Source organism: Kitasatospora sp. NBC_01246 (assembly GCF_036226505.1).
Classification (GTDB): Bacteria; Actinomycetota; Actinomycetes; order Streptomycetales; family Streptomycetaceae; genus Kitasatospora.
This window is the reverse complement of the sequence record NZ_CP108484.1, coordinates 5,180,419-5,204,669: the sequence shown is the minus strand read 5'-3', so window position 1 is coordinate 5,204,669 and position 24,251 is coordinate 5,180,419. Positions and strand designations below refer to the sequence as shown.

8 protein-coding genes are annotated in these 24,251 nt (G+C 72.7%); all 8 read right to left on the bottom strand.

All coding sequences use genetic code 11. From position 1 onward, the window contains the following. Window positions 1-29 precede the first annotated feature (29 nt). On the bottom strand, window positions 30-18,374 hold the full coding sequence (locus OG618_RS22740) for a WXG100-like domain-containing protein (protein WP_329489378.1): 18,345 nt from the start codon (window positions 18,372-18,374) through the stop codon (window positions 30-32). Window positions 18,375-18,454: 80 nt separating this feature from the next. After that, complete coding sequence (locus OG618_RS22735; protein WP_329489377.1) at window positions 18,455-18,754, bottom strand: hypothetical protein; 300 nt, start codon at window positions 18,752-18,754, stop codon at window positions 18,455-18,457. After that, window positions 18,747-19,220 carry a YbaB/EbfC family nucleoid-associated protein gene (locus OG618_RS22730; RefSeq protein ID WP_329489376.1) on the bottom strand — a complete coding sequence of 158 codons (474 nt, stop codon included), beginning with the start codon at window positions 19,218-19,220 and terminating at the stop codon, window positions 18,747-18,749. The genes OG618_RS22735 and OG618_RS22730 overlap by 8 nt, the downstream gene beginning before the upstream one ends. Before the next feature lie 74 nt (window positions 19,221-19,294). Continuing rightward, window positions 19,295-21,574, bottom strand: a complete 2,280-nt coding sequence (locus OG618_RS22725; protein ID WP_329489375.1) for a hypothetical protein — start codon at window positions 21,572-21,574, stop codon at window positions 19,295-19,297. 34 nt (window positions 21,575-21,608) lie between these two features. Next, the gene (locus tag OG618_RS22720) at window positions 21,609-22,043 is read right to left on the bottom strand and encodes a hypothetical protein (RefSeq protein ID WP_329489374.1); all 435 of its coding nucleotides are present in this window, start codon (window positions 22,041-22,043) and stop codon (window positions 21,609-21,611) included. Then, complete coding sequence (locus tag OG618_RS22715; protein WP_329489373.1) at window positions 22,043-22,330, bottom strand: hypothetical protein; 288 nt, start codon at window positions 22,328-22,330, stop codon at window positions 22,043-22,045. Before OG618_RS22715 ends, OG618_RS22720 begins: the two co-directional genes overlap by 1 nt. A 47-nt stretch (window positions 22,331-22,377) precedes the next feature. Further along, window positions 22,378-22,719, bottom strand: a complete 342-nt coding sequence (locus tag OG618_RS22710; protein ID WP_329489372.1) for a hypothetical protein — start codon at window positions 22,717-22,719, stop codon at window positions 22,378-22,380. Window positions 22,720-22,793: 74 nt separating this feature from the next. Further along, a complete protein-coding gene (gene eccB, locus OG618_RS22705) occupies window positions 22,794-24,242 on the bottom strand; it encodes a type VII secretion protein EccB (protein ID WP_329489371.1) in 1,449 nt (482 codons plus the stop codon). Between the last annotated feature and the right edge of the window lie 9 nt (window positions 24,243-24,251).

Genomic DNA, 24,251 nt, shown 5'->3' with positions numbered 1-24,251 from the left:
GGTGTTCACCGGGTGGGGCGCGGAGCCGGTCAGCTGCTGCCCTTGATGGCCGGCCGCGGGTTGCGCTTGAACCAGAGCGGGAGGGCGGCTCGCAGTTCGGGAGTGAGCTTCCACGCCAGAAAGCCGCTCTTCATGTGCTTGTCGAGTTGCGTGACGAAGTCGTCCTCCGTACCGGTGTAGTCCTCGACGAACTTCATCACCCTCTCCGCCGATTTCGGCCTGACCGCTCCGTCGATCACGTTCAGGGCCTCGGCCTCCGCCGCCCGCCGTGCCGCGGCCGCCTCCTCGGCCGCCCTGTCCGCGAGCCTCTCGTTCCAGGCGGCCTCGCCGTCCTTCGCGGGGAAGTACTTGAAGGCGATGTCCTTCCCCTTGGGCAGGTACGCGCTGGTGGAGTTGAGCCTGGACGTCTGCTTCCAGCCGTACTCGATGGTGCCCGGTACCTCCTTACCATCCCTCGTGTACATGCGCTCCTGGTCCGAGGACGTCGACTTCTGCTTGGCGGCGATCGTGTACCCCACGTAGGTGCTGACCTTCGGGAACGCCTCCCGGAAGTCCTTGACGACCTCCTTGCAGCTCGCGCACGTGCCTCGGGAGGAGAGCACGGTGAGCACACCCTCGGGCTGGGGCGGCAGTTGGGCACCGGGCCGCAGGGCGGCCTTCTCCGGCGGCTTGCCGGAAGACGGCACCGGCGCGAAGCCCCAGTCCTTCATCTGCTGGTAGGCCTTCGCCAGCCCCTTCACCTCGGCGTCGTAGCGCTGCGTCCTCAGGCCGTTCTCCTGCGCCCAGCGGTCGGCGGCCTGGAGCGACCGGCTGCCGTTGATGGACTCGTCCCTGCCGTTGGTGACGGCCTCCGTGGTCTGCCAGCTCTTGTCGCCCTTCAACTCCAGGCCGATGACGGCGTAGGTCTTGGTCACGTCGGTGCCGGCGAAGAGCGGAGCGAGGAGGGAGTCGTCCAGTACCGCCCTCGCCACCTCCACGGTGTCGGGGTCCGGCTTCACGACGGTGTCCTCGGCGGTGTCCTCGGCCCTGTCCTTGCCCTTGCCCTCCGTCGCCTCCTCCGGCTTCCCCTCCCCGTCCGCGTCGGCCGCCGTCCGCTTGCCCGACAGCGCCATTTCGACCAGGTCGGACGTGAGGGCGTCGGTGCTCCTGGATTCGGTGCTCTTGGACTCGGTGCTCTTGGCGTCGGTGCTCTTGGCGTCGGCGTCCCCGAAGACGTGCGCGCCGTCCACCGAGGTCGGGCCCTGGCGCTTCCAGCCGTCGATCTGCTGCCTGGTCGCCCCGTCGATCAGGGCAGCGGACTCGGTGTCCAGCCGGCCTTCGCGGTCCGGGGCGCCGAAGAACTCCCACGGCGCCCGGTGCGTCAGCGGTGCGCCCTGCCCGGGCATGGCGAGCACCGCCTGCCAGTCCGCCAACCGGACCGCACGGTCGGGGAAGAGCAGCGGATCGATCACCCGGCTCTCTCCCGCTGTCTCGACCAGCACCGCGACGTGGTGGTTCCACTCGTGGTCCGGGTGGAGCCGCCCGTGCTCAGTAGCGGGATAGGCCCAGACCTTGGCGAGGTGTTGGCGGCCGATCCCCGGGTCTGCGGCGGCGATGAGCTCGGACAGGGCGTGGGCCCGGAACTCGCAGTTCTGGGCGAGGTTGCCGCCCTCGGGGTTGTAGCGGCCCATCACCTCGGTGTGGAGCGCCTGGAACCGGTCGGCGGAGGGCAGTGGGACGGCGTGCTCGGCCAGGGCGTCGCGGCGGTCGGTCAGGTCTTGGCGCCGGTTCTCCGTTTCGTGGTTCAGCAGCCCCAGCAGCGCGTCGGCCGCCCGCACCGAGTGCACCAGGCCGACGTTCTGGACGGCCGTCAGCACATCGCGTTCGGCCCTGATCCGGGTGAAGACCGCATCGGGGGCGTTGCCGACCTCGGCCCTCCCCCACAAGGCCGCGAGCTGGTCGGAACGCCTGCCTACCACCCGCAGGAGGTCGCGATAGTCCTCCGCCGAATCGGCGAGCTCACTGCCGGTGTCGTCGTCCGACACCATCTCCTCGTCCGAATCGGAGGGATCGTTCGGCCGGACGCGCTTGCCCGAGCTCGGGCCCTCGCCCGGGTCCGAGCCCGAGTCCGAACTCGAGTCCGAGTCCGCGATCCCGCCCTTGCGCCGGCGTCCGGAGAACGCCACCGCGTCGCTGTGCGACGCCAACTGGCTTCCGTTCGGCGCGGACCGGTCCGGAATCACGGTGTAGCCCTCGGGCGCCGGCTCCGAACGCGGCGGGAGGGTTCCGTTCACCGGCAGGTGGGCGCCGACGGTGCGCACCACGGGCGGGGCGTCGGGGGACGCGTCCCGCGGGCTCGTCAGGCTCACCCAGCCGCCGCCCTCCACCAGGACGGGACGGCCGGCACTGTCGAAGGCGACCTGCCGGGCGACCACCAGCGCCCCGGGACCGTGCGGGTCGCTGCGGAACGGCCCCGAGACCGGGGGCGCGAACCAGGCCAGGCCGCTGGGGGCGTAGACCTCCAGGTCCAGGCCGGGCAGGCGCAGGCGCAGCTCCCGCAGCACGCCGGCGGCGAACGACGTCTCGCCCTCACGGGCCGACGAGCAGGCCACCAGCTGCACCGGCTTGTTCCCGTCCCAGGCCCGCTGTTCGTACAACGAGGCGAGCAGGTCGGCGACTTCGCCCTCGGTGACCCGGGTGTTCTGCCAGCGCGGCACGCCGTCGGGGCCGGTGTGCATCGCCACGGTGAGGAAGCGATCGTCGGCGGGGAAGCGGTCCAGCGTCCCGGCCATCCGTCGGCGGGCCTGCTCGCCGACCGCCGGGTCGTCCAGCCGGTAGGCGCCCGAGGCCTCGTGGTGGACCAGCGCCTCGCGCAGCTCGCCGCGGCGGCCGGTGACCGGCGGGTCCGCGGCCGGCGTGTGCTCGGGGCCCGGACCGAAGTGCCCGGCGTCGGGCACCGTCGTCAGCGCGGCCTCCGGGTGCGCGGACTCCGCGGACTCCTGCGACGCCACCTGGTCGGGTGCCGGGTGCTCGCTCCAGGGGCCGGGTCCGAACTCGGCGGGGCCCACGTAGAGGTCCGGCGCGCTGAGCTCGATCACCCGGTTGACCTCGGCCGGGTCGTCCTTGGGGCTGACGCCGAAGCTCAGCAGGCGCGGCGCGCCGTGCTCGTCCGTGCGGCCGGTGGCGACGGCGACGTGGTCGCCCCGACCGAAGACGACGATGTCGCCCGCACGCGGGAGCGGCGTGTGCGGATCGTTCGCGTCGTAGGTGGTCCTGGTGTGCGGCAGCAGGCCGGCGATCAGGTTGGCCGTCCACTGGGGGCCCGTCAGGTCGGCCGCGTAGAGGTCGTGGATCCGGTCCCAGTTGATCAGCCCGGCCGTGTGGGCGGTGAGCAGGACGGACTCCCAGCAGTTGAGCGTGGTGTCCTGCGCGAACGGCGGCGGCTGGTCCGCCGGGCCTTCCAGCGCCCAGTCCGCGAAGGCGGTGCGCTCCAGGTCCAGGGCGCCCGAGGCACGCCAGTCCAGGACGACCCCGCGCTCGGACAGGCCGTGCATGGCCTGCGCCAGCTGCCGGCCGCCCTCCGCGGCGGGCAGGTCGAAGCAGCCGGCCAGGTGGTCGGCGCGCAGCGTCAGGAGGGCGTCCAGGACGGGCGGTGGCAGTGCGCCGCCGTCGGCCGGGTGGTCGAGGGCGCCGCGGTCGCTGTCGGCGAGCAGGTCCAGGTCGTGCAGCCTGCGGCCCACCGCGGTCACGTCCGCGCGGTGGTTGGCACCACCGGGGCCGACACTGGCGGAGAGCGTCAGGCCGAGCGCGCCGGCGTGCTCGGGTACCAGCGGCGAGGCGAGGTGTTCGGCCGTGGCCCGGACGAGCGGCTCGACGGTCGCCGGGGGCACCGGCAGCCTGAGCGGTGGGGCGTTGCGGTTCCTGGCCCGGGCCTCGATACGGCGCTGCAACGGCTCCGTGTCCTGCCGGACCTGTTCGGCCCGGTCCGGTGCCACGGCGCCGAGGTCCTCCAGTCGGCGGTTCAGTGCCAGGACGTCGGCCGGGCGGTTGTTGTTCCGTCCTTCGTCCCCGACGAACGCGCCGGAGGCCATCCGCAGGCCCGTCCGGGTGGCGGGGACGTCCCGGTTCGCGGCGGGGGGCAGGACGGCGGGCGGCAGGACGGCAGGGGGCTGGACGGCGGGGGGCTGGACGGCGGGGGGCAGCGGGGCGCTCTGCGGCGGAGCCTGGGCGGGAACCGGCGGAGCCTGGGCGGGAACCGGCGGAGCCTGGGCGGGCCGGCGCACCGCCGTCGTCGCGCCGGTGTTCCCACCGGCCGGGGGTTCGGGCTGGCCGACGAGCTGCTCGGCCGTGCTGTGGACCTGGTCGTTGCCGCTGGTGGTCAGGCCGGCGCCGGCACCCGGGTGCGGCTGCGGGGCCGGGGCGGGCGCGGCGGTGGGGACCAGGACGTCCTGCGGGCGGTTGCGCTCCGGCATGGTGCCGGCCGGGCGCAGTTCCACCGTGAAGGTGTGGCCCTTCTTGGCCGCGAACGCGCGGAGCTTGTCGGCGATCTCCTCGGCCCGCTCCCGGGTGGGCAGTTGCTGGTCGCGCCGGGGGACGGGGGTGTCGCTCGGCCGCTGGTGGCTGATGACGACGTGGCGCAGGTCGCGCCAGGACAGCGGGCCGTGGATCTGCGTCTCGAAGTAGCTGTTGGTGTCCATGCCTTCGGTGAGCATCCGCGCGCCGAAGTCCGGGTCGTGCCGGAAACCGGTCGCCTCGCCGAATACCCGTTCGACCATCGCCGGTTCGCCCCACAGCAGCAGCGGCAGCAGGTGGGAGTCGGAGGTCACCGACAGGGCGCCCTTCTCGCGCGCCGTCCAGGAGTCGTTGGGGGTGTGGGTGACGCGGCCCCGGATGTCGTCGGACCAGTGCAGCGCGAACGCACCGTAGCGGCGTGCCACGCCGAACGGCTGCAGGTCGGAGACCAGCGCCCCGTACTTGGGCAGCAGGCCGCGGTCGTCCTTCGCGGGCTTGAACCGGCTGTCGTCGCTGCCGGTGTCCTGGTAGAGGTGGCGGGTGTCGTGGCTGCGGCGCAGAGCGGGCGCGTAGCCGAAGTGCTCCTCGACGCCGCCGCGGCGCGAGGGGACGACCGCGGCCTGCGAGGCGCCGGTCTCCCAGGCGTTGCGGAACAGCCCCTGCTTGTCGGCCATCAGCTTGTCCAGCAGGGTCTTCGACTTCGATCCCCACCCGCCCAAGCCGCGGCCGGACGTGCCGAAGGTGGTCTGGCGGTTGGCGTTGAGCGGTTGGTCGAAGTGGAAGTTGGTGGCGATGTACATGGTGTCGCGCATGTGGTTCTCGACGTCGGTGATCAGCCGGTCGACCGCCTCGGGTGTGTCCCGGGGGTACTTCGCCGCCCACCGCCACTCGCCGGTGGGCGCGGTCAGCCGCTCGGTGAGCAGGGCGCGGTCGCGCTGCTCGAAGGCCATCGCCTTGCGTTCGACCATGACCAGGGCGGCCGCCTGGACCGGGTGCAGGGCGGTCCAGTCGACTCGGGCGCCGGTGAGGCGGTCCAGGAGCGCCGACTCGTGTGCCCCATCCTCCAGTGGGTGCTTCTGCGGCTCCCGCAGGTGCGCCACCAGTGCCAGGTCCCGCGCGCTGGGGACCATCCGCTGCTTGGACTCGGTGTCCAGGGCGTGGCGGTCGAGTTCGGCCTGGAGCGCGCGGACCTCCAGCTCCAGCGTGTCCAGCTGCCGGCGCCGGTGGTCCTCCTGCCAGGTCCCCGGGGTCGGCGTCTGCGTCCGCAGCTGTTCGATCTCCTGCTCACGTACCCGCGCGGCGGCGGCGAGGTCGCTCCCGTCGTGGTCGAGGAAGGTCGTGAAGGCGGACCGGAGCCTCTCCTGCGTCCGGTCGATCTCTCGTTGCAGCTGCCGGCGTTCGGGGCTGCCCTCGGGCAGGTCGGCGAGCCGCCGGCGCAGGTCGCCGAGCTGGTCCCCCGCGCGCTCGGCCCGGAACGGGTCGAGGGCGTCCGGGCCGGGCATGCGCATCGGGACGTCGGACGGGTGGTCCGTCAGGCGCATCGGCCCGCCGTCGAGCGGCGGCCGGGCGTTCCCGTCCTGGGCGGGCGACGCGGTGCTCTCGCCGTGTTCCGCCAGGACGGTGATCTCGTCGTGGGCGTCGATGACGGTGGGGACGGTGGGGGTGTTCTCGTCGGTCCCGTGCGCGGCGGTGGTCTCGGTGACGGTGCGGTGAGCGGCCGTGCCCGGGTCGCCGCCGGTGTCCTTGCCGGTGGGGTGGACGGTGACGAACTCGGGGCGGTCCTGGCCGGGCCGGCGCAGCTGGACCAGCCTGGTGCTGCCGTCGGCCTCCTTGGCGACGTAGGTCTTGCCGGTCGTCGCGTGCACGGTACGTCCGGTGGCGTCGGCGATCAGCCCCAGGTTCACGCTGGACAGGCCCGCCTTGCACGCCAGCAGCACGACCGGCGACTCCTCCGCCCGCGCGGACAGGCTCGCCCGGCGGTTCAGCATGCCGCCGAAGTCCCTGTACGAGACGGACTTGTAGCCCTCCGTGCCGGCCGGCGTGCGCACGGCGACCTTCAACCAGTTCCCGGCGCCGTGCAGGTTGGCGAAGTACGGCTTGCTCTTCGGATCCCACGGCACCTGGACGTCCGCGTCGTCGCCGTCGCGCTCGCCGGGCTTGTTCTCGCCCCGATGGACGGCCGCCCAGTCGAAGCCGCCGTCGGGGCGGACGGCCCGCTGCGGTGCGAAGTCCGGGTTGGCGACCTGGTTCTCGGCGGCCGTCCGCTCCGAGGGGAAGTTCAGGTGCGTCTCCCGGCGCAGGCCGAAGTCCTCCCCGGTGTGGAAGGAACGCCCCACGGTGACGCCGTCCTCGCCGACGATCGCGTGGGTCACCAGCTCGCCCTCGGTGAAGGGCTCAAGCCGGTCGGAGCCGTGGTCGAGGACGCTCGGCACGTCCTGCGTCTCGAACTCCCCGTCGAAATCGAACCAGTCGTAGGGGAGGTCGAGCGACTCGAAGCTGGGGTTCGTGGCCAGATTCTGCCCGCGAAGGCTCCCGCTCACCTCGCCGATGGTCGCGGCGCGGTAGACCAGCGGGTCCCGCCTGTAGGGTTCGCCTCCATCGGGCGGGGTGTCTTCGCTGGAACGCCAGAGGACCGAGACGGATTCGCCCTGGTGGCTGATCGTCACCTCCAGGAACTGTCCGCTCAACTGCTCGTGCGGGTGCTCGATCCTGACGGTCTTCTGGAGGCCGTCCGCCGACCACGACTCCGTGACGCGGTGGTGGGGCTTGAGGTCGTGGGGGTAGGCGGTCCGCAGCGAGCCCTCGCTGAAGAACCGGCTGAAGGCCTGAAAAGCGTCCGGCATCGACATGCTGCTGGACGAGTTCGCGACCTCGGCCCGGATGTCGTCGACCGACATGGGGTCGGTGTCCACCCGGATGACGTGGAAGCGGCCGTCCTCCTCCCGCGCGATCACTCTCAGGTGGCTGGGGCCGAGCGTCACCTCGGACTGGTTCTCGTTCACCGGCGCCGGGTCGTTCTCCGCCCTGGCGTGGCCCGGCGGGAACGACAGCGCCAGCATGGGATGGGACAGCGGCACATGGATCTCGAACAGCGCGTAGTTGTCGGCTCCGCCCCCGTTCGCCATCCAGTCCTGGACGAACTGCCGGTCGAAGGAGGTGGACGACGGCAGCAGTTCGGTGAAGACGTCCCGTTCGCGGCCCTGGGGGTCCATCCGTACCGCCCGGTACAGGTTCAGCGATCCCTCCGTCGCCTGCGCCCCGGCCGGTTGGATCGCCTGCGCGTGGTCGAGGAACGCCTGCACGTCTCCGAGCAGGGACTCGTACCGCTCTCCTTCACGGACCCTGAGCATGCCCTCGTCGTCGCGCTTGCTCGTGAACGCGCCGTTCCTGATCCGCCCCATGAACTCGCGGAGTGCCGGGTTCTCGGCCGCGGCGGTGAGGTGACGCCGGGCCAGGTCCACCGCGACCGGATCGACAGGGACCGGCGGCGCGCCGGCCGGCCGGTGGAGGTCGCCGCCCGGGTCGGGGACGCGGTCCGGGTCGGGGTCCGGGTCGGGATGGGGGTCGGCCAGGTCGTCGAGTGACCAGTCCCCAACCAGGTGCTCGTCCGGGAAGCGCCCTTCCGGCGCCACGTCCGTCCGCAGCTCGTGCTCGGTCAGCGGCGCGAGGAACCGGTAGCGGTGGTAGGTGTCGTTGTAGGCGAGGTCCGTCCTGGCGAGGTTCGGGTCCGCGCGCTCCTCCGGGGTGAGGCTCTCCGAGAACAACCGGGAACCGGTCATGATCTCGTGGAAGGTGTGGTCGTCCGACTCCACCATCCAGCCGAGCAGCCCCAGCCTCAACAGCTCGAAGTCGACGGGCTCGGCCTTCATGTCGGCGAGGGCCGCTCTGCCCTCCTTCGTCCTGGCGAGCTCCTTGACGGCCTGGAGCATCCCGAAGGCCGTGCCGGAGGTGCCGCTGACGACCAGTCCCCCGCTCTCGTGGGCGTCCTGCTGGAACTTGGAACCGAGCTTGTAGTGGAAGCTCTTGGCACCCGGTTGCCAACCGAGCCGGCCGTCCTTGTCCACGGCGCTGTACCACTCGCCCCGGCCCAGCGGCGGGTTGACGTCGAGCGGGTTGCGGTCGGTTTCGAGAATGCTCCTGGCCCGGCGCTCCGCCGCCTTCTGCGCGCCCTCGACGATCTGCTTGCGGTTCCAGTCCCCGATCTGCTCGCTCCGGCGCTGGGTGTAGTCGTCCCGGATGCGGTCGATGACGGGCCCGTACGGCTCGTCGGTGCGGAACGATCCGAATGGCGCCTCCTGCTGGGACTCGCCGACGGGCCCCTTCAGCAGTTCCCCGTAGACCTTCTTGATCTCCGCGGTCAACGGGTTGACGACCTCGGCACCGATGTCGTGGCGGTCCGCCCGTTCCCGCGTCAGCTGCTCCGGTCGCGGCAGCTGACGCTGTCGGACGAGCTTGGCGAAGTGGTTGGAGGTGTAGCCGTTGTAGAGCAGGGCCATGCGCTCCCGGAGGTTGCCGCGGTCGACGACCTCCTGCAGCAGGTGCCGGTCGGTACCGACCATGCCGGTCGTGCCCGTGCTCCTGGAGCCGAACTTGACCTTGTCCTTGTCGCCGGTGGTCATGGCCCAGGCCAGGTCCACGACCTTCTTGACCTCGCGCTGGACGTCCTCGCGCTGGAGCAGGTGAGTGGCGAGCCGCCGCTCGAAGGCCTCGGCGTGCTCGCGGTAGGCGATCCGCCTGAGGTCCCCGGGCGAGGCGGGCGGGGCGGCGTCCAGGACGGCGTTCATCGGGACCGGATCCGGCCCGCGGAGGGGGCCGGGCGCGTCCTGGCTCCGCGGGTGCTGGGCCGCCTTGTCCTGGTGCGCCTTGATCAGGTAGCCGTCGAACTCCGGGACGAAGTCCTCGGTCCGGTAGTGGTTCCAGAGCGCTTCGCCCTCCTTCACCTTCAGACCGGCGATCCGCAGGCCGCTCTGCTTGTCCGCGGGCTGCGTCCCTTCCCGGAGGAGGCCGTCGTAGAAGCGGGGGTGGAACTTGAACTGCGTCCCGTCGGTGAGGAAGTCGTACTTCGCGAGCGTCTGCGGGACTTCCTTGTCCGTCCAGTTCTGGGTGATGTTCTCCACCTTCAGGCCCGTGGCCCCGCGGGAGAGGGCGAACTCCATGACCACCGGCAGGTTGGAGAGGGTGTCGCTGTAGGCGGCGGCGTGACCGAAGTCGTGGCCGGTGTAGAGCCCGGGCCCCAGCTGGGACCACCCCTCCTTGTTCTTGACCGCGCCGATCTTGCCCTGGATGAGGTACCCCCGCAGCGTCACGGCATCGGTCACCCGGAAGACCGGCTGCCCGGGCTCCATGGTGACGACGACCATGTCCGGCTTGACGCGGCCGGCCAGCTCGTTCGCCACCTGCGGGTCGACCGGGCGGGTGGTCTCCACCGCCACCGGCGCCCGGGTGTCGGGCCGCAGCGCCGAGTAGTGCGCGGCGAGGCCCTCGCCGGGATCGCGGTAGACGTGCACCTCGCGGCCCTGCACGTCGGAGTTGTACGCGGCGCGGGTGTTCCCCTGGTGGACCACGAGGTGGATGCCGAGGGCGTGGGCGATGATGACCGGCGCCTGGTCGTAGAAGGAGGTGTTCCACAGGGACCGGTTGCGCAGCCCCATGTCGTACAGGTCGCTCATGCGCAGGTTCCCGAGCTGGTCGGCGGAGAGCGTCGACGGCTGCTCGTCCCCGGGGCTGCGGTACACCTGCCAGGTCCGGGTCCGCTCGTCGGGTTCCAGACGGTCCTGGGGCCGCTGGCCGGTGTTGTCGGCGTTGTGGCGCAGCACGGCGCCGGCGTCACTGCGGAACCACTGCGACGCCAGCTCGCGCAGCCCGTTGACGGTGAGGTCGCCGTGTTGCCAGCCGGCCAGCTCACGGGCGCCGGCGAGGACGGCGTGGAGCAGGCAGTCGCCGTCGCCCGGCACATCGACGACGTGGTACAGCCGGCCCCCGTCCAGCACGTTCACGCGTGATTCGTGCACCGGGGCCGGAGCGTTCGGCGCCCTGCTGGTGGCGACGTCGCCGGCGCGGGTGGCGCTGCCGGTCGGGGTCAGCGCGCCGGAGCCCTCGGTCTCCGGGTGCCGCTGCGTCAGCGGCGCTTCGACCGTCTCCGGGTGCCGCTGTGTCGGTGGCGCGTCCACCGTCTCCGGGCGGGGGCGCTCCTGCCCGAGTGGCAGGTCACGCAGGACCGGGCCCGAGCGCAGGACGTCCTCGATCCGCTCCAGGTGCCGGGGCAGCACCGTGAAGTCGTCCCGGTGGGCCGAGGTGCCCATCACACCGTTCTCGCCGGCCCATCGGTCGCGGCGGCGCAGCGCGAACGCGTCGCCCGGCTTCGCCGCCGGTTCGACGTACTCGTCCGGCAGGCCGAGGTAGTGCAGCGCCTCGTGCAGCAGCACGCCGGGCGGGCTCTCGTCGGACCAGGTGAACTGGTCGCTGCGTTCGCGACCGGGAACCACGGTGACCGTCTGGTGCGCGCCGGCCGCGTCCGGCGTGCCGTCCACCCGCAGGTGCACCTGGTCCCCGCCGGGCAGGCGGAATCGCTCGTTGAAGCGTTCGTCGACCACCGACCGGACCCGGTCGAGCATCCGGGTGGCCTCGTGCGCGGGCAGCGGGCGGCCGTCCGGCCCCTGCAGGTGCAGGTTCAGCGTGAACTCGGTGACCCAGTGCCCGGGACGGACCTCGAAGCGCCGCGCGTCGTAGCTGATCGTGGTGTCGGCGCCGTGCAGCCCGCCCAGGCTCAACTGCCGGGCCTCGTACTGCTCGCGCACCCCGGGCCCGGCGATGGCGCCCGGCCCCCCCTGACCGCGCACCAGGGGGTCGAAACGCACCGTCTCCATCCGCGCGGGCGGCGCCGACGTGCGGATGTCGGCCCAGGACGAGGCGGGCAGCACCGTGCCCGCGCCCTCCGGCGGCGCGACCGGGCCCGGCTCCCGCACCGGCGGGGGTACGGCGGCGGGCCCGGCCGGCGCCTGGGCGGGCTGGTGCACCGCCGTCGCCGCCGCGGTGTTCCCGCCGGCCGGGGGTTCCGGCTGGCCGAGGAGCTGTTCGACCGCGCTGCGGAACTGGTCGTTGGCGTCGGCGCTCAGGGAGTCGCGCCACGCGTCCAGGTACTCGCGCACCTCGCCGGTCGGGTTGTCCAGGTCGTGCAGGAACGTGGCCAGCTCCGCGGTGTTCCCGGTGGCGAGCGCCGCGGAGGCCTCACCGATCCGGTGGCCGCCCTGTGACGGGGTGCCGTTCGGTGCCAGCGTCCAGGGGCGGGTCTCGCCGCCCGGGCGGGCCGAGATGCCGGGGGTGGCGAGGGTGAGGATCTCCTGCCACGTGTTGGCGCCCTCGGTGACGACCAGGGTCGAGTACCGCTCGAACAGTTCCATCACCGCCGGTTCCACGCGTCCCAGCCGCAGCTGGTGGGCGCCGCGGTCGTCGGACGGCGCGTCGGAGAGGCCCCGGAGGCCGGCCAGCAGCTCCGCGGGGTTCTGTCGCTCGTTCGGCCCGGCTCCCAGCAGGACCACGACCGACGGACGGGGCGGGCCCGGGACCTCCCGCAGCGCGGCTTCCATCCGGGTGGCCATGTCCCGGTGGCGGACCGTGCCGTCGATGGAATCTCCGTAGTAGGCGGTGGCCAGCCGGATCTCGCTGTTCTGGGCGCGCCGCAGGAGGTCGGCGACCAGGTCCGGAACCGGGTCGTCGGCGCCGGTGGCCGTCGGCCAGTGGTCGCGGACGTGGCCCGGGAGGTCCTCCGGGACGGGCTGCGGGCGGAAGGGGTAGGTGACGGTGGCGCCCTGGTCGTGCCAGAGCTCCGCCAGGACGTCGTCCCCGCGGCGGATCTGCCGGGGGTGGCTGTCCCACAGGAAGGGCTGCAGGACCAGGACGTCCGGATCCTGCTCCCCGGTCATCTCCCGCAGGGACGAGGTCAGGTTCTGCTCGAAGTAGCCGGCCGTGTCCCCGCCGTGCGGAGCGTCCAGGGCGGCGAAGACGGTCAGCGTCCGGCCCTGCCCGGAGGACTGGGCGCCGGCCGTCAGGACGTCTGAGGTCAGGTGCTGGTCGGGACTGATCGGCCGGTCGCGGTTGTCCTCCCTCATGACGGAGTCCCGGAAGTCCTGCTGGATCTGCGGATTGTCGCCCAGGTACCGGCTGCGCACGGGTGCGCTCGGCCTGCTGGAGTCCAGCCAGGCCCCCTCGGGCCTCGCCCCGCTCCAGGCGAAGTACTTCCAGTACGTCTCCACGTCGGCGGCGATCCGCCGCGCGACCGGGTTGTACGCGACGTCCAGCGGCGCTCCCGCCGGGTGTGCGGTCACCCGCATCCCCTGGTGGATGCCCGTCCACGGACTGTGGAACAGCTCGTAGGAGCGCCGCGGGTGCGCCACGTCGGCCGAACGGCCGAGCCGTTCGGCGTAGAACGGCGCCTTGCCGCGCGCGAAGGTCAGATGGACCTCGCCGGAATAGCCCATCCTGGCCAGGCCTTCCAGCACTCGCAGGAAGGCGACCTGGTGGCCGCTGCCGGGCGAGCCCGGGTCGACCAGGCTGATCCGCGGGTAGCGCTCGCTCAGCTGGTGCCCGAGTGCGGCGTCGGCCGAGGACACGGTCGGCGTCCCACCGGTGTGCGGCGGCAGTGCGGCGAGGTGCTGTTCGTCCTCGGCGCGGTGCTGCTCCCGGATCTCCTGGACCGGCCCGTGCGAGGGCACCGGCACGAACGGCGCGGCGACGGGCTGTCCCGCACCACCACCCGGTACGGGCGGCGCCAACGGGCCACCCGGCGGCGGCGGGGGCGGCGGACCGCCCGGCGGCGGGGGTGCCAACGGACCGCCCGGCGGCGGGGGCGGCGGAGGCGGCGGGGCCTGCGCGGGCGTGCGCTGCGCCACCGGGTAGACGGCGTCCTCGGTGGCCTGACGCTCCTTCCCGGCCGGCACCTGGTGTACCGGCTCCTGCACCTCACGGCGGGACCCGGTGCCCTCGTGGTCCTGCCCGGTCGTCAGGAGCGTCGGGCGTGCCCGCTCCTGCGACGGCCCGGCGGTCGCGGGCCCCCCGTCCTCGGGTGCGGGGGTGTGAGGGCGGCGGTCGCCCTGCTCGGCGAGCTCGTGACCCTCGGGCCGGACCCCGTCCCGCTTCGTGCCCGAGGACGGCTCCCGGACGCTGTCCCGGGGACGGACGAGGGGGCCGGACGGGGTGAGCGGCCCGGGTACGGGGGTCGGCTCGGGCTTGGTCTCGGGCTTCGTCTCCGCTTCGGGCTTCGTCTCCGCTTCGGGCCTGGTCTCGGCTTCGGGCTTGACCTCGGGCTTCGTCTCGGCCTCGGGCTTGACCTCGGGCTTCGTCTCGGCCTCGGGCCTGGGCTCGGGCCGTTCCTCGGACGGGCGGCGGCCGAAGACGTTCTCGTTGGCCGCTTCGTGGCCGCGCCAGTGCTCGCCGTTCAGGTCCTCCGGACCCCAGTGGTCCTTGTAGGCGTCGAAGAACTCGCCGCCGTAACGGGTCTTCAGCTCCTGGACGGTCTCGTCCGACACCTTGCGGCTCTCGGCGAGGCGGTCGTAGCCGGCGGCGGCGTGCTCGCGGGCGGGGAGTACGGCGCGTTCGAAGGCGACGTGCCGGTCCAGGCCCTCCGTCAGCAGCTCCCGTTCGAGGCGCCACTGCTCCAGCCGCTCGGGCAGGCCGGCCTTGTGGTCGGCGTCCGCGTCGCGCAGCAGCGAGCGGAAGTTCTCCTCGAACGCCGCGCGGATCCGCTCGGTGTAGCCCTCGCGCACGCGCCGGGCCGCGGCGGAGGCCGGCGGTTCGGAGCGGTCGGTGCGGCTGCCGCGCGCCGGCCGTCCCAGGGCCGTCTCGACGGAGGCGGCCGTCGCCGTCCCGCGGCCGCTGCCGTCGGCGGTGTCGGGGCCGCCCAGGTCGTGCGGGACCTTGGTGCGGGCGGTGTCCTCGGCGACGCGCAGCGCCTCCTCACGAGCGCCGTGCAGGGCCAGCAGGCGGTTGATCTCGGCCGGGTCGGTCAGCCGGTCGAGTTCCTCCTTGAGCCGGGCCGGATCGCGGTCGGCGGCGGTGTGCTCGGTGACCGCGCGGTCGGTGAGGCGGGCGAGCTGGGCGCGGGCGGCGGCAACCGCGCCTTCGGACGGGCCGGCGGCCAGGCCCAGTGCGCTCAGCGCCTCGGCGCCGAACTGCTCGGGGGCACTGGTCTTCCACGCCCCGACCGCGTCCTTCACCGCGTCGATGGAGCGGTTCAACACGGTCTCGCGGACCGCCTGGACGGTGAAGTCGTGGGACAGGCCGCCGCGGTGGCTCTCGAAGACGTCCCGGAAGTCGGCTTCGAGCCGGTCCCTTCCCCTGCGGGTGGGGTCGGAGGGGGCGAGGCCGTCGCCGTTCTCGTCCTCGATCGTCAGGAACGTGTCCTCGTCCCGGCGGCCGGTGCCCGGCTCGTTCTCGTCGGCGTCCAGGGCCGTCCGCTCCTGGTGGCGGCCGTGGACCTCGGCGAGCCGCTCGCGCATGGCCTCGGCGACCTGGTCGCGGGCCTCCTCCGACACCCGGGCGTCCTTCGGCACGCCGACCGCGTCCAGCAGCGCGCGGTCCGACTCGGAGAGGTTCTCCCGCTTCCAGTCGGCGTGGGCGTCCTCCACCGCCCGCTCGATCCGCGCGGTCTGCGTGGCGCGGGCCTGCCGGACGTCCAGGTCCCCGGCGGCCCGGCGCAGCCGGTGTTCCAGCGCCCGGGTGGCCAGGGCGTTGCGTTCGGGGGTGAGATCGGCGCGGGTGGCGTACAGCTGGGAGATGTCGCGTTCGGCGTCGGAGCGGAAGCGCTCGGAGACCTCCCGGCGGATCTCCGCACCCGGGTGGTCGCCACCGGTGGCCGCCGGGTCGAGGCCGCGCTCGGTCAGCAGGTGGTCGAAGCGGGTGACGGCGATCCGCAGGGCGAGTTCGCGGGCGCCGGCCAGCTCCAGGCGGTCGGCGGCGCCGGCGAGGATCTCCTCCCGCTCGTGCGGGCGGGCCTCGATGTCGCTCTGCACGTCGGCGGCGGTGCGTCGCCACGCGTCGGTGCCCGGGCCGGTCAGGGCGCGCAGTTCCCGGGGCAGCTCGGCGTGGCCCTCGATGAGGTGTTCCTCGACCTCGCTGTGCAGGGCTTCCTTCGCCTCGGCCTCGGCGAGCACGGTGTCGTGCCGCTCGGCGAGCTCCTGCTGCTTGTCCTGCCAGGCCGTGCGCCGCTCGTCGCCGGCGGGCACCTTGGCGTGCTCGGGTGCGTCGACCCGGTGGTAGGCGTGACCGGAGGGCGTGTGGGTGGTGAGGGGGACGGGCGGGCCGTCGGGGTCGTGCGGGTCGGTGGGACCGTCGGGCCTGGGACCGCGGGGCGGGGCGGCGGGCGGAACCGGCCCGTTCGGGGCGGGGCGGTTCGGGTCCGCGACCGGCACGTCCGGGGTCCTGGGCTCCGGGCCCTTGGAGTCCGGGGTCTTCGAGCCCTCGGCCGGTACGTCCGGGCGGTTCGGGTCGAGGCGGCCGGGCGGGGTCGGCGCGGTGGCGTCGCCGGGGCCGTCGGTGCTGGTGCGCAGGGGCGGCGGCACCGGGGCCGTGCTCCGGTCACCGTTCGCGGGCGACTGCGGTTGCGGCTGCGGGCCGTTGTCCGTCCCCGCTCGTCCGCCCGCTCCCCCGGGCCCGCCCGTCGCGTTCCTGGGCTCGCTCAGGGGCGGTTCGGCGTGCTCGTCGACGACCGTGGTGCGGCGCGCCGGGTCGGGCGCGGGCGCCTGCGGCTGGGGCTTCGTGCTGCCCTGGTTGCTGGCGTCCGCGGACGCCGTCGCGGTCCTGCCGCGCTCCCCGGCGCCGGCGTTCTCGGGCCTGGGGTTCTCGGACCTCGGGGTCTCGGGGCTCTCGGGCCCGCCACCCGTTCGGGTCCTGGGCGCGGGTGAGGGAGCGGCGCCGTCCCGGTGGCCGGGGGCTGCCGGGGACGCGGAGGACGAACCGGGCACGCCCGTCCGGCCGTCGCCCCGGGACTGCGTCTCGACCGGTCGCGCGGGGGCCTTCGGGTCCCACCCGCCGTCGACCGAGGAGGTGTGGCTGGTCTTGCCCCTGGGGTCGGCGAGGACGCCCTCGCCGTTCTCCGCGGGGTGGTGGCTCCCGGACCCGAGGACGGACGGCAGCGAGCCGGCGCCCGACTTGAGCGAGGCACCGTCGCCGCCCGACAGCCGCGTCCCGGCGATCTGGTCGATGTGCCCGGGCCGGGGCACCGGGAGCGGCGCCGAGTACCCGCCCATGTTGCTGATCACCGAGAGAAAGGTCAGCGGGTGGAGGTATCCGTAGTTGTTACCGCTCTCCGGGGTGACGCGCGAGCTCTCCAGGCCGCGGACGAAGTCCGCGTACCGCAGGGTCAGCGGCGAGGCCAGGCCCATGATCATGTGCCGCATGCCGCCCATCATGAAGCCGCCGACGAAGCTCATCCCGCTGGCTTGCCACTCGCCGTTGTAGATCGTGTTGTAGATGCCCTCGGTGAGGTACTGGTTGATGCCCGACTCGATCTGGCTGCCCAGCACATGCCCGAGGTAGAACATCTTGTTCATCTTGTTGACGCCGCCCGCGAGTTCGGGAATCTTCTCGACCAGCAGCTTGAGTTCGGGCGTGAGCGCGACCTTGCCGGCGTCCTTGGCGAGGTTCTCCAGGGCCTCCTTCAGCGCTTCCTGACTGCTCTCCTTCGCCACCGTCTTGAGCGAGTGCTGGACGAACTGCTTCCCGACCTGCTCGCCCATCTCCCGGGCGAGCTTGCTGCCCAGTTCCTGCTTGAGTTCCTTCTCGAAGAGCTCCCCGAGCTGGCGCACGAACTTCTCGCCGGTCGCGGCGCCCACCTTGCGCCCGGCCTTGAAGCCCTTGGACAGGTACTGGGCGTTCTCCTTCAGCAGCGTGCTGATGCCCCTGGCGAACCGCTCGGCCGCCTCGTTCCCGAGCAGGTGGCCCAGGCCCTGACCGGCCTCCTTGCCCGCGCCCTTGAGGGCACCGGCCGCCGCGCCCTCACCGAGCTCCTTGCCGACCCCCTTGAGAGCTCCGGCCGCCGCGCCCTCACCGAGTCCCTTGCCGATCCCCTTGAGGGCACCGGCCGCCGCTCCCTCGCCGAGTTCCTTGCCCGCCCCCTTGAGGGCACCCCCGGCCAGCCCCTTGATCACGTCGTTGAGGGCGCTCTGCACGAACAGCTTGGCCAGGCGGGGGCCGAGCAGCTTGCCCAGGCCCAGGCCCAGCAGGTTCAGCGGCCCGCCGATCGCACCGCTGAGAGCGCCGAAGATCGCCGCCTGCTTGGTGAGCTCCGTGTCCCACTCGTGCCGGTCACCGCGCTTGAACTGGATGCCCTGGATGATCGAGTCCAGGATCAGGCCGCCGACGATGCCGCCGAAGGCGTGCAGGGCGATCAGCTGCGCGAGCTTCTTCAGCAGCTGGATCAGGAACTGCCTCGTCAGGATCTTCTTCCACTCCAGCGCCACGAGGGAGGCACCGCCGGTGAAGATGGACCAGGCGATGGCGAAGGCGATCTCGATGATCAGCTGGACGAGCTGGCCGATCGCCATCCACTTGGTGTACTCGACGGTGTTGGCGACCTTGCCGGCCAGTTCGGCCAGCTGGGTGCAGAGACCGGCGGCGTTGCGCAGGGGGTCGGCGGCCGGGTCCGAGCTGGTGAACCGTCCCCACTCCTTCTTGAAGGCCTCGGCGGCCTCGCCCTCGATCCTCGTGTTGCAGGTCTGGACCGCCGCGAGGATGTACTCGCTCAGCTTCGGCAGGTCCTGGGCCAGCGCGAGGTAGTCGTCCCGGACGTCCCGCAGCAGCCCCTCGTCGCTCTCCGGCCAGGGCATGCCGGTGATGATGTGGAAGAACTTCGCCACACCCGGGGAGACGTGGATGGACGAGTGGGACATGGCGCAGGGCCTCCGGGGGCGGGACTGGCGGTACGAGGGTGCGGGGCGGGCGGATTGACTCAGGCCCTAACGAAGGCCGTTCACACCATGCCGGCGCCGTGTTCGTCGGTGGCGTCGAAGAGGTCGGCGGTGCCCTGGCCGTGCGCGGACATCGCCTTCAGCTTGTTGCGGATCTGCGACGTCAGGCTGTACAGGTCGGCCGTGGGCTTGTCGATCTTCTCGTGGTACTGCTTGCCGATCTCGTCGCCGCCGCCGGCCTTGACGTTCTTCTGGTTGATGTCCTCCATCTCCGTGTTGATCTTCTCGACCAGTGCCGCCACGACGTCGAAGTTGGCGAACGCCGCTTTGAGGCCCTCCTCCTTGCGCAGCGTCTTAGCCATTGAACTCCTCCTGGTTGCGGGAAGGCTTGACCGTCCGGTCGGCGCCGGGGCGCATCGCGGTGAGCGGGGCCAGCAGCGCGTCCAGGTCCAGTCCGCCGCCGATCCCGAACAGGCCCTCCTCGTCGCCGCGCTCACCGGTGAAGTCCATCCGCAGCGTCTCGCCGACACCCTCGAAGCTGCGCATCTCGGCGGTGATCTGGTCGCCCATCCGGGCCTTGGCCTCGTTGAGCACGTCCTTCAGCACAGTGCTCAGCTGGGCCGGGGCCATGGACTGGTAGGCGGTGGTGTGGAAGCTCAACGCGAGCAGCTCGCCCTGGGGGCCGACCTTCGCGGTGACCATCCGGTCCTTGCTGGTCGCCGAGGCGGTCATCGCCTGCATCTTGCGCGTCGACTCGGCCAGCCTCTCCTTCTGCTCCTCCAACGAGGCCATGGCCTGGTTCAGTTGGTCCTCGAACGAGTGCGACATACCTTCTCCGTTTCCTTGTCCAGGGGCGGTGTCCCTCCCGGGACGCCGCCCCTTCCTGCCGGTGCGCCGTGCGCTCAGCGGCCGATCACACCGTCGACCGCGCCGGTCTCGGTGCCCCAGACCTCTTCGTCCTCGGCCAGCCAGGTGGTGCGCTGACGGTCCTTCTCGCCTTGGCCCGCTCCCATACCACCGCCCATGCCGCCCATCGGCGGCATCATCGGCATTCCGCCGCCGCTGGTGGACACCGACCGGCCGCGCATCGCGGCCTGCTCCTCGGCAGCCATCGCGGCGGCCTTCTGTGTGGCGGCCTTCTCCGCGGCCGCGGCCTCGGCGGCCGCCACGGCTGCCGTCTTGCCGCCCGGAGCCAGCCCGCCGCTGTTCTCGATGGCCTGCGGACTCAGCCCGCCGCCGGAGCTGACCAGCCGGGGCAACGAGCCGCCGCCGGACGAGAGGCCGCCCGACGAGAGGCCGGTTCCCCCGGCGCCGCCGAAGAGGCCGGCGTAGGATCCGAGGCCGCCGGAGGCGGAGGCCGAGCTCCCGCCGGAGCCGTAGTCGCCGAAGGAGGAGCCGAGGTCCAGATTCCAGTCGGACCCGGTGGACGGCGGACGGATGCCACCACCACCGGTCCCACCCCCGCTGCTGCCACTGCCGCTGCCGCTGCCGACCATCGCGTCGATGGCGTGCTGCCGGTCGGTATAGCGCTGGGAGATGTCGGAGATCGGACGACCGGTCGAGTCGAGCAGCGTGCCGTCTCCGGCGATGGATCCGCCCTTGGGCAGCACCACCGGGTTGCCGTCGCGGTCCAGCACCTCCTTGTCGTCGGGCCCGATGACCGTCCCGTCGTCGCGGACCTTCGAGCCCTTGGGCACCTTGGCGTTCTGCCCGTAGATGCCACCGCCGGTGCCCGGCGGAACGTCCGAACCCGGGGGGACGACGACGGGCTTGCCGTCCTTGCCGGTCACCTTCTGACCGTTGGCGTCGTACACCTGGCCGTCCTTGCCGATGTAGCCGCCCGGGGGCAGCATCACCGGCTTCTTGTCGGCGCCCAGGACGGGCTTGTGGTCCTTGTCGAGGATCGGCGTGCCGGCACCGTCGCCCCCGAGGCCGGCGCCACCGCCGCCACCGCCACCGCCGGGGCTGATGACCGGGGGCGGCGGCGGAAGGTGGGTGTTGTTGCCGCCGCCCTTGCCGTCGCCGCCGCCACCTCCGCCGGCACCACCGCCCAGGTCGGACTCGTCACCGGCACCGCCGCCCGCGCCTCCGCCCGCACCTCCGCCCGCACCTCCGCCCGCTCCACCGCCGCCGTCACCCGTCCCCGGGCCGGGCGGCGCCGCGGTGGGCAGGTCCAGGTGCACGTTGCTGTAGGCGAAGGGGAAGTTGGCGTCCAGCTTGGAGTAGGCCGTCTCCAGCGCTCGCATCGGATCGGCCTCCATGACCTGCCGTTCGTCGACGACGTGGATGACGCGCCTCTTGTCGAGCTGCCTCTCGACGTTGGCCAGCCAGATGTTCTTCGCGCTGATCTCCAGCTGGTCGTAGAAGCCCTGCTCCCGGGGGTCGCCGAGGGGGGTGCTGATCGACTTTATGGAGTGCATGTCAGGGTTGAGTTCCGGCACGACGCCCGTCAGGGCCTGCGACAGGGCCTGGTAGATGGCGTGGGAGGGCCACACGTTCCCGCCGGCGTACCACTGGTAGTGGGCGTCCCGGAGCCCGCCGATGGTGCGCCCGATCTGGTCGGCCGCCGCGTAGAGGTCGGCCTCGTACGGGGTCTTGTCCAGTTGGAGGCGAATGGTCTCCATCTCCAGCGCGTACCGCTTGAGCAGGAGCTTGAACTCACCGGCCGCGTCGCCCTGCCAGTCGCTGTCCGACCCGTTGATCTTCTCCGCCCAGCCCTGCACCCGCGGGTACCAGGTGCTCAGCCACGTGCGCACATTCGCGATGCCCTGCGCGGCGTACCGCAGGCTGGCGGGGTTGACCGTGTCGTTGCCGGCGCCACCGGGGCCCAGCGGGGCGAAGATGTCCTCGTGCTGGTGGATGAACTGGGACAGCGGCTTGTCCCGGTCGTTGCCCCAGTCCTTGTAGTTGACGCTCAGCGTGATCCGGAAGTGGTGGTTGATGTTGCTGTGCGTGAAGTTCCACGCCCACCAGACGTCGGGGGAGCCCATCCCCGAGACCCCGCCCTGAGTCGTCGAGCCGTTGTAGAACTTGCTGTTGTCAAAGGCCATCTTGTCGATCGGGCTGAGCCAGGGCTTGTCCTTCGAGGGGCCGGCGACCTGCTCCCTGGTGACGATCTTGGCGGAGCGCTGGGCCTCTGACGCGAAGAAGCCCAGCACGTCCTCCCACTTCGGATCCGGCATGGGGTGTCCATCTCTCCGTAGGTGTGCGGGGCGCTCAGCCCGGGTTCGGCCCGCCGGCCTTGGGAGCGGTGGCGGTCGACACCTTGGTGAGGACCTCCATCATCTCGGCGGCCGTCATGGCCTCCTCGTGGGCGGCGTCCATGAGCGTCAGCGCCAGCCGGATCCTCAGCTGGGCTTCGGTCATCTGGACGCCGAGGGTCTTGAGGTCAGTGGCCACGCCCGTCGCCAGGTTCTTGAAGTCGGTCTTGATCTTGCCTGCGACGGGCATCACCTGGTCCGAGCCGTGGCCCACCAGCAGGGAGGTGAAGTCCCCGCCGCCGTCACCGCCGAAGGACAGCATCGTCTTGAAGCCGGGGTCGTCCTTGAGGACCTTCAGGTAGTTGCCGAGCTGAGTGTCGGCGAAGTACTTGAGGTCGTCGCTCTGGACGCTGAGCGTGTGCCCGTAGTCGGGCTCCGGCGGCGTCGCCATCAGCCGACGCCCCCCGCGGCACGCTTGTCGGCGTCGCGCAGCAGGCCGTGCATGACGCGCAGGACGTCGGCGCCCTGGATGATGTCGTTGTTCATGGCGCTGTTCTGGTTGGCGAGCGCCTGGTAGAAGGCATTGGCGGCGGTGGCGAGGTCACCGCTGAGCTGGGCCTCGGCGGCCTTGATGGCGGCCATGCAGTCGTCCATCGCGGCGTGCATGCCCTGGCCGGCCTGGGTCAGGGCGTCGGCGGCCTCGTCGATGTTGGCGTGGTTGAGCAGGATGCTGGCCATGGGGGTCCTCTCGGTCGGGTCGTCGGGTGGCCTGAAGGGGGCCGGGGTCAGCGGGGGTTGAGGCCGTTCAGGACTTCGTCGGAGGCGCCGCCCCAGCCTCCGCCGGCCGCCAGGGCCTCGTCGTGGGCGGTGTTGACCTGCGTGTGGCCGGCGGCGAAGCTGCCGTGGAAGGACTGGTACGCGTTCTTGAGCTGCTGGTAGCGGTTCTGCCAGTCCGCGATCTTCTCCTGGTACTTGGCGCTGCACGCGGCCTGGAAGTGCTGCTGGATCTCGCCGTTGACGTCCTGGACCTGCGTCGCGGCGCGCATCATCGTGTCGATGTGGCCCTCCAGGGTCGCCAGGACGCTCCGGACGACCGCGTCGTCCGTCTTCAGGTTGAGTGCCGCCACGGGGGTTCCTTCCTCCGGGCCCGGCTTCGGCTGCCGGGCTCACTCGACTCAACGGAACTGCGGGGGGCGGCGGTTCACCGCAGGCAGGTGGGGCCGGCCGGGCTCGGTGCGGCGGCGGCGCCGGTGAGCGCGGCCGGGTCGAGGCTGGGGCCGGTGGGCAGCAGGGTCAGCAGCGCCTCGGGCAGGCCCGGGGGGGCGACCTCGCCGTAGCCGAGCTGTTTGGCGACCTCGGGCGAGGGCAGCGGGTACTTCACCCCGGTGTCGGTGACCAGGTAGAGGGTGGTGCCGGTGCCGGCGGTGGACAGCGCGCGCACCAGGGCGCCGCCGCCGGGGCGCACCGCGACGGTGTCGGCGGTGGCGCAGGCCGCCTCGACGCCGGGCTGGGCGGCGGGGGCGGGGCCCTGGAGGGCGGTGTCGTCGAGGAGGGTGACGGCGGTGGTGGGCGCGGGGTCGCCCGGGCGCAGCTCGGCGCAGACGTCGCGGCCCTGGGGGGCGGTCAGGAGCTCGGGCGGGGTGGTGGGCAGGGCGGTGGTGGGGGTGGCGGCCGTCGCGGGGGGCGCGCTGTGGGAGGCGAGGTCGGCGGGGCGCAGGGCGGCGGGGGTGACGGCGGCGCCCTGGTAGGCGATCTGCTGGGTGCGGGAGTCGTTGCGCAGCAGTTCGAAGGCCATCTTGGTGAGCGGGGTGAGTCCGGCGGAGGTGAGCAGGTAGGGGTCGCCACCGGGGCCGGTGAAGAGTTGTCCGATGCGGGTGGGGCGGGTGGCGAGGTCGGGGCCGGGGGTGCCGCGCTGGTCGATGTCGGGGGCCGCGAGGTCGGGGCCGGCGGGCAGGGCGTTGAGGAAGGCCTGGGGGACGGGCTGGGCGGTGGCGGTGCTCTGGCCGAGGGCCAGGCGGGCGCCGTTGTGGGTGTCCAGGCGCAGGCGGCGGCCGTGCCACAGCAGGTGGGTGGTGCCGTCGGGGGCGGTGACCAGGAGGGCCTGGTTGTCGGTGAGGGCGGTGCCGCGGGTGGTGGGGTCGATGGCGACGGCCAGTTGGGGCCGGCGGGCGCCGGAGGGGCCGGGGCGCAGGGCGGCGCAGGCGAGCCAGGGGGCGGTGGCGAGGCGGTCGGGTGCGGGCAGGCCGTCGGGGGCGCCGAGGATGCCGAGCGGGGTGCCGCGGGGGGTGCCGGCCAGGGAACGGACGCTGACCTGGTCGACGGTGAGCTGCTCGCCGGCGATCAGGCGGGCGGTCGTCTCGTTGAGCAGGGGGTGGAGGGTGCCGTCGAGGTAGAGGTAGCGGGCGCCGCTCTCCTTGACCAGGACGAGGGTGCCCGGTTTCTTCCAGCCGGTGGCGCCACCGGGGACGAGGACGCCGTAGACGGCGGCGATCAGGCAGGCGAGGACGGCGATGACGATGCCGGTGACGATGCCGCGGGAGGTGCGCCCGGTGGGGGCGTCGGGGGCGTCGGGTTCGCCGCGGAGCATGCCGGTGGCGAGGCGGCCCATCACGAACAGGTGGGCCTGCACCTGGTCGCGCTTCGACTGCATGGCGTGGTT

What these genes read in the sequence shown, in the direction of transcription:
- OG618_RS22740 (WP_329489378.1), bottom strand. Translation starts at nt 18,374, where the DNA reads ATGTCCCACTCGTCCATCCACGTCTCCCCGGGTGTGGCGAAGTTCTTC.
- OG618_RS22735 (WP_329489377.1), bottom strand. Translation starts at nt 18,754, where the DNA reads ATGGCTAAGACGCTGCGCAAGGAGGAGGGCCTCAAAGCGGCGTTCGCC.
- OG618_RS22730 (WP_329489376.1), bottom strand. Translation starts at nt 19,220, where the DNA reads ATGTCGCACTCGTTCGAGGACCAACTGAACCAGGCCATGGCCTCGTTG.
- OG618_RS22725 (WP_329489375.1), bottom strand. Translation starts at nt 21,574, where the DNA reads ATGCCGGATCCGAAGTGGGAGGACGTGCTGGGCTTCTTCGCGTCAGAG.
- OG618_RS22720 (WP_329489374.1), bottom strand. Translation starts at nt 22,043, where the DNA reads ATGGCGACGCCGCCGGAGCCCGACTACGGGCACACGCTCAGCGTCCAG.
- OG618_RS22715 (WP_329489373.1), bottom strand. Translation starts at nt 22,330, where the DNA reads ATGGCCAGCATCCTGCTCAACCACGCCAACATCGACGAGGCCGCCGAC.
- eccB (WP_329489371.1), bottom strand. Translation starts at nt 24,242, where the DNA reads ATGCAGTCGAAGCGCGACCAGGTGCAGGCCCACCTGTTCGTGATGGGC.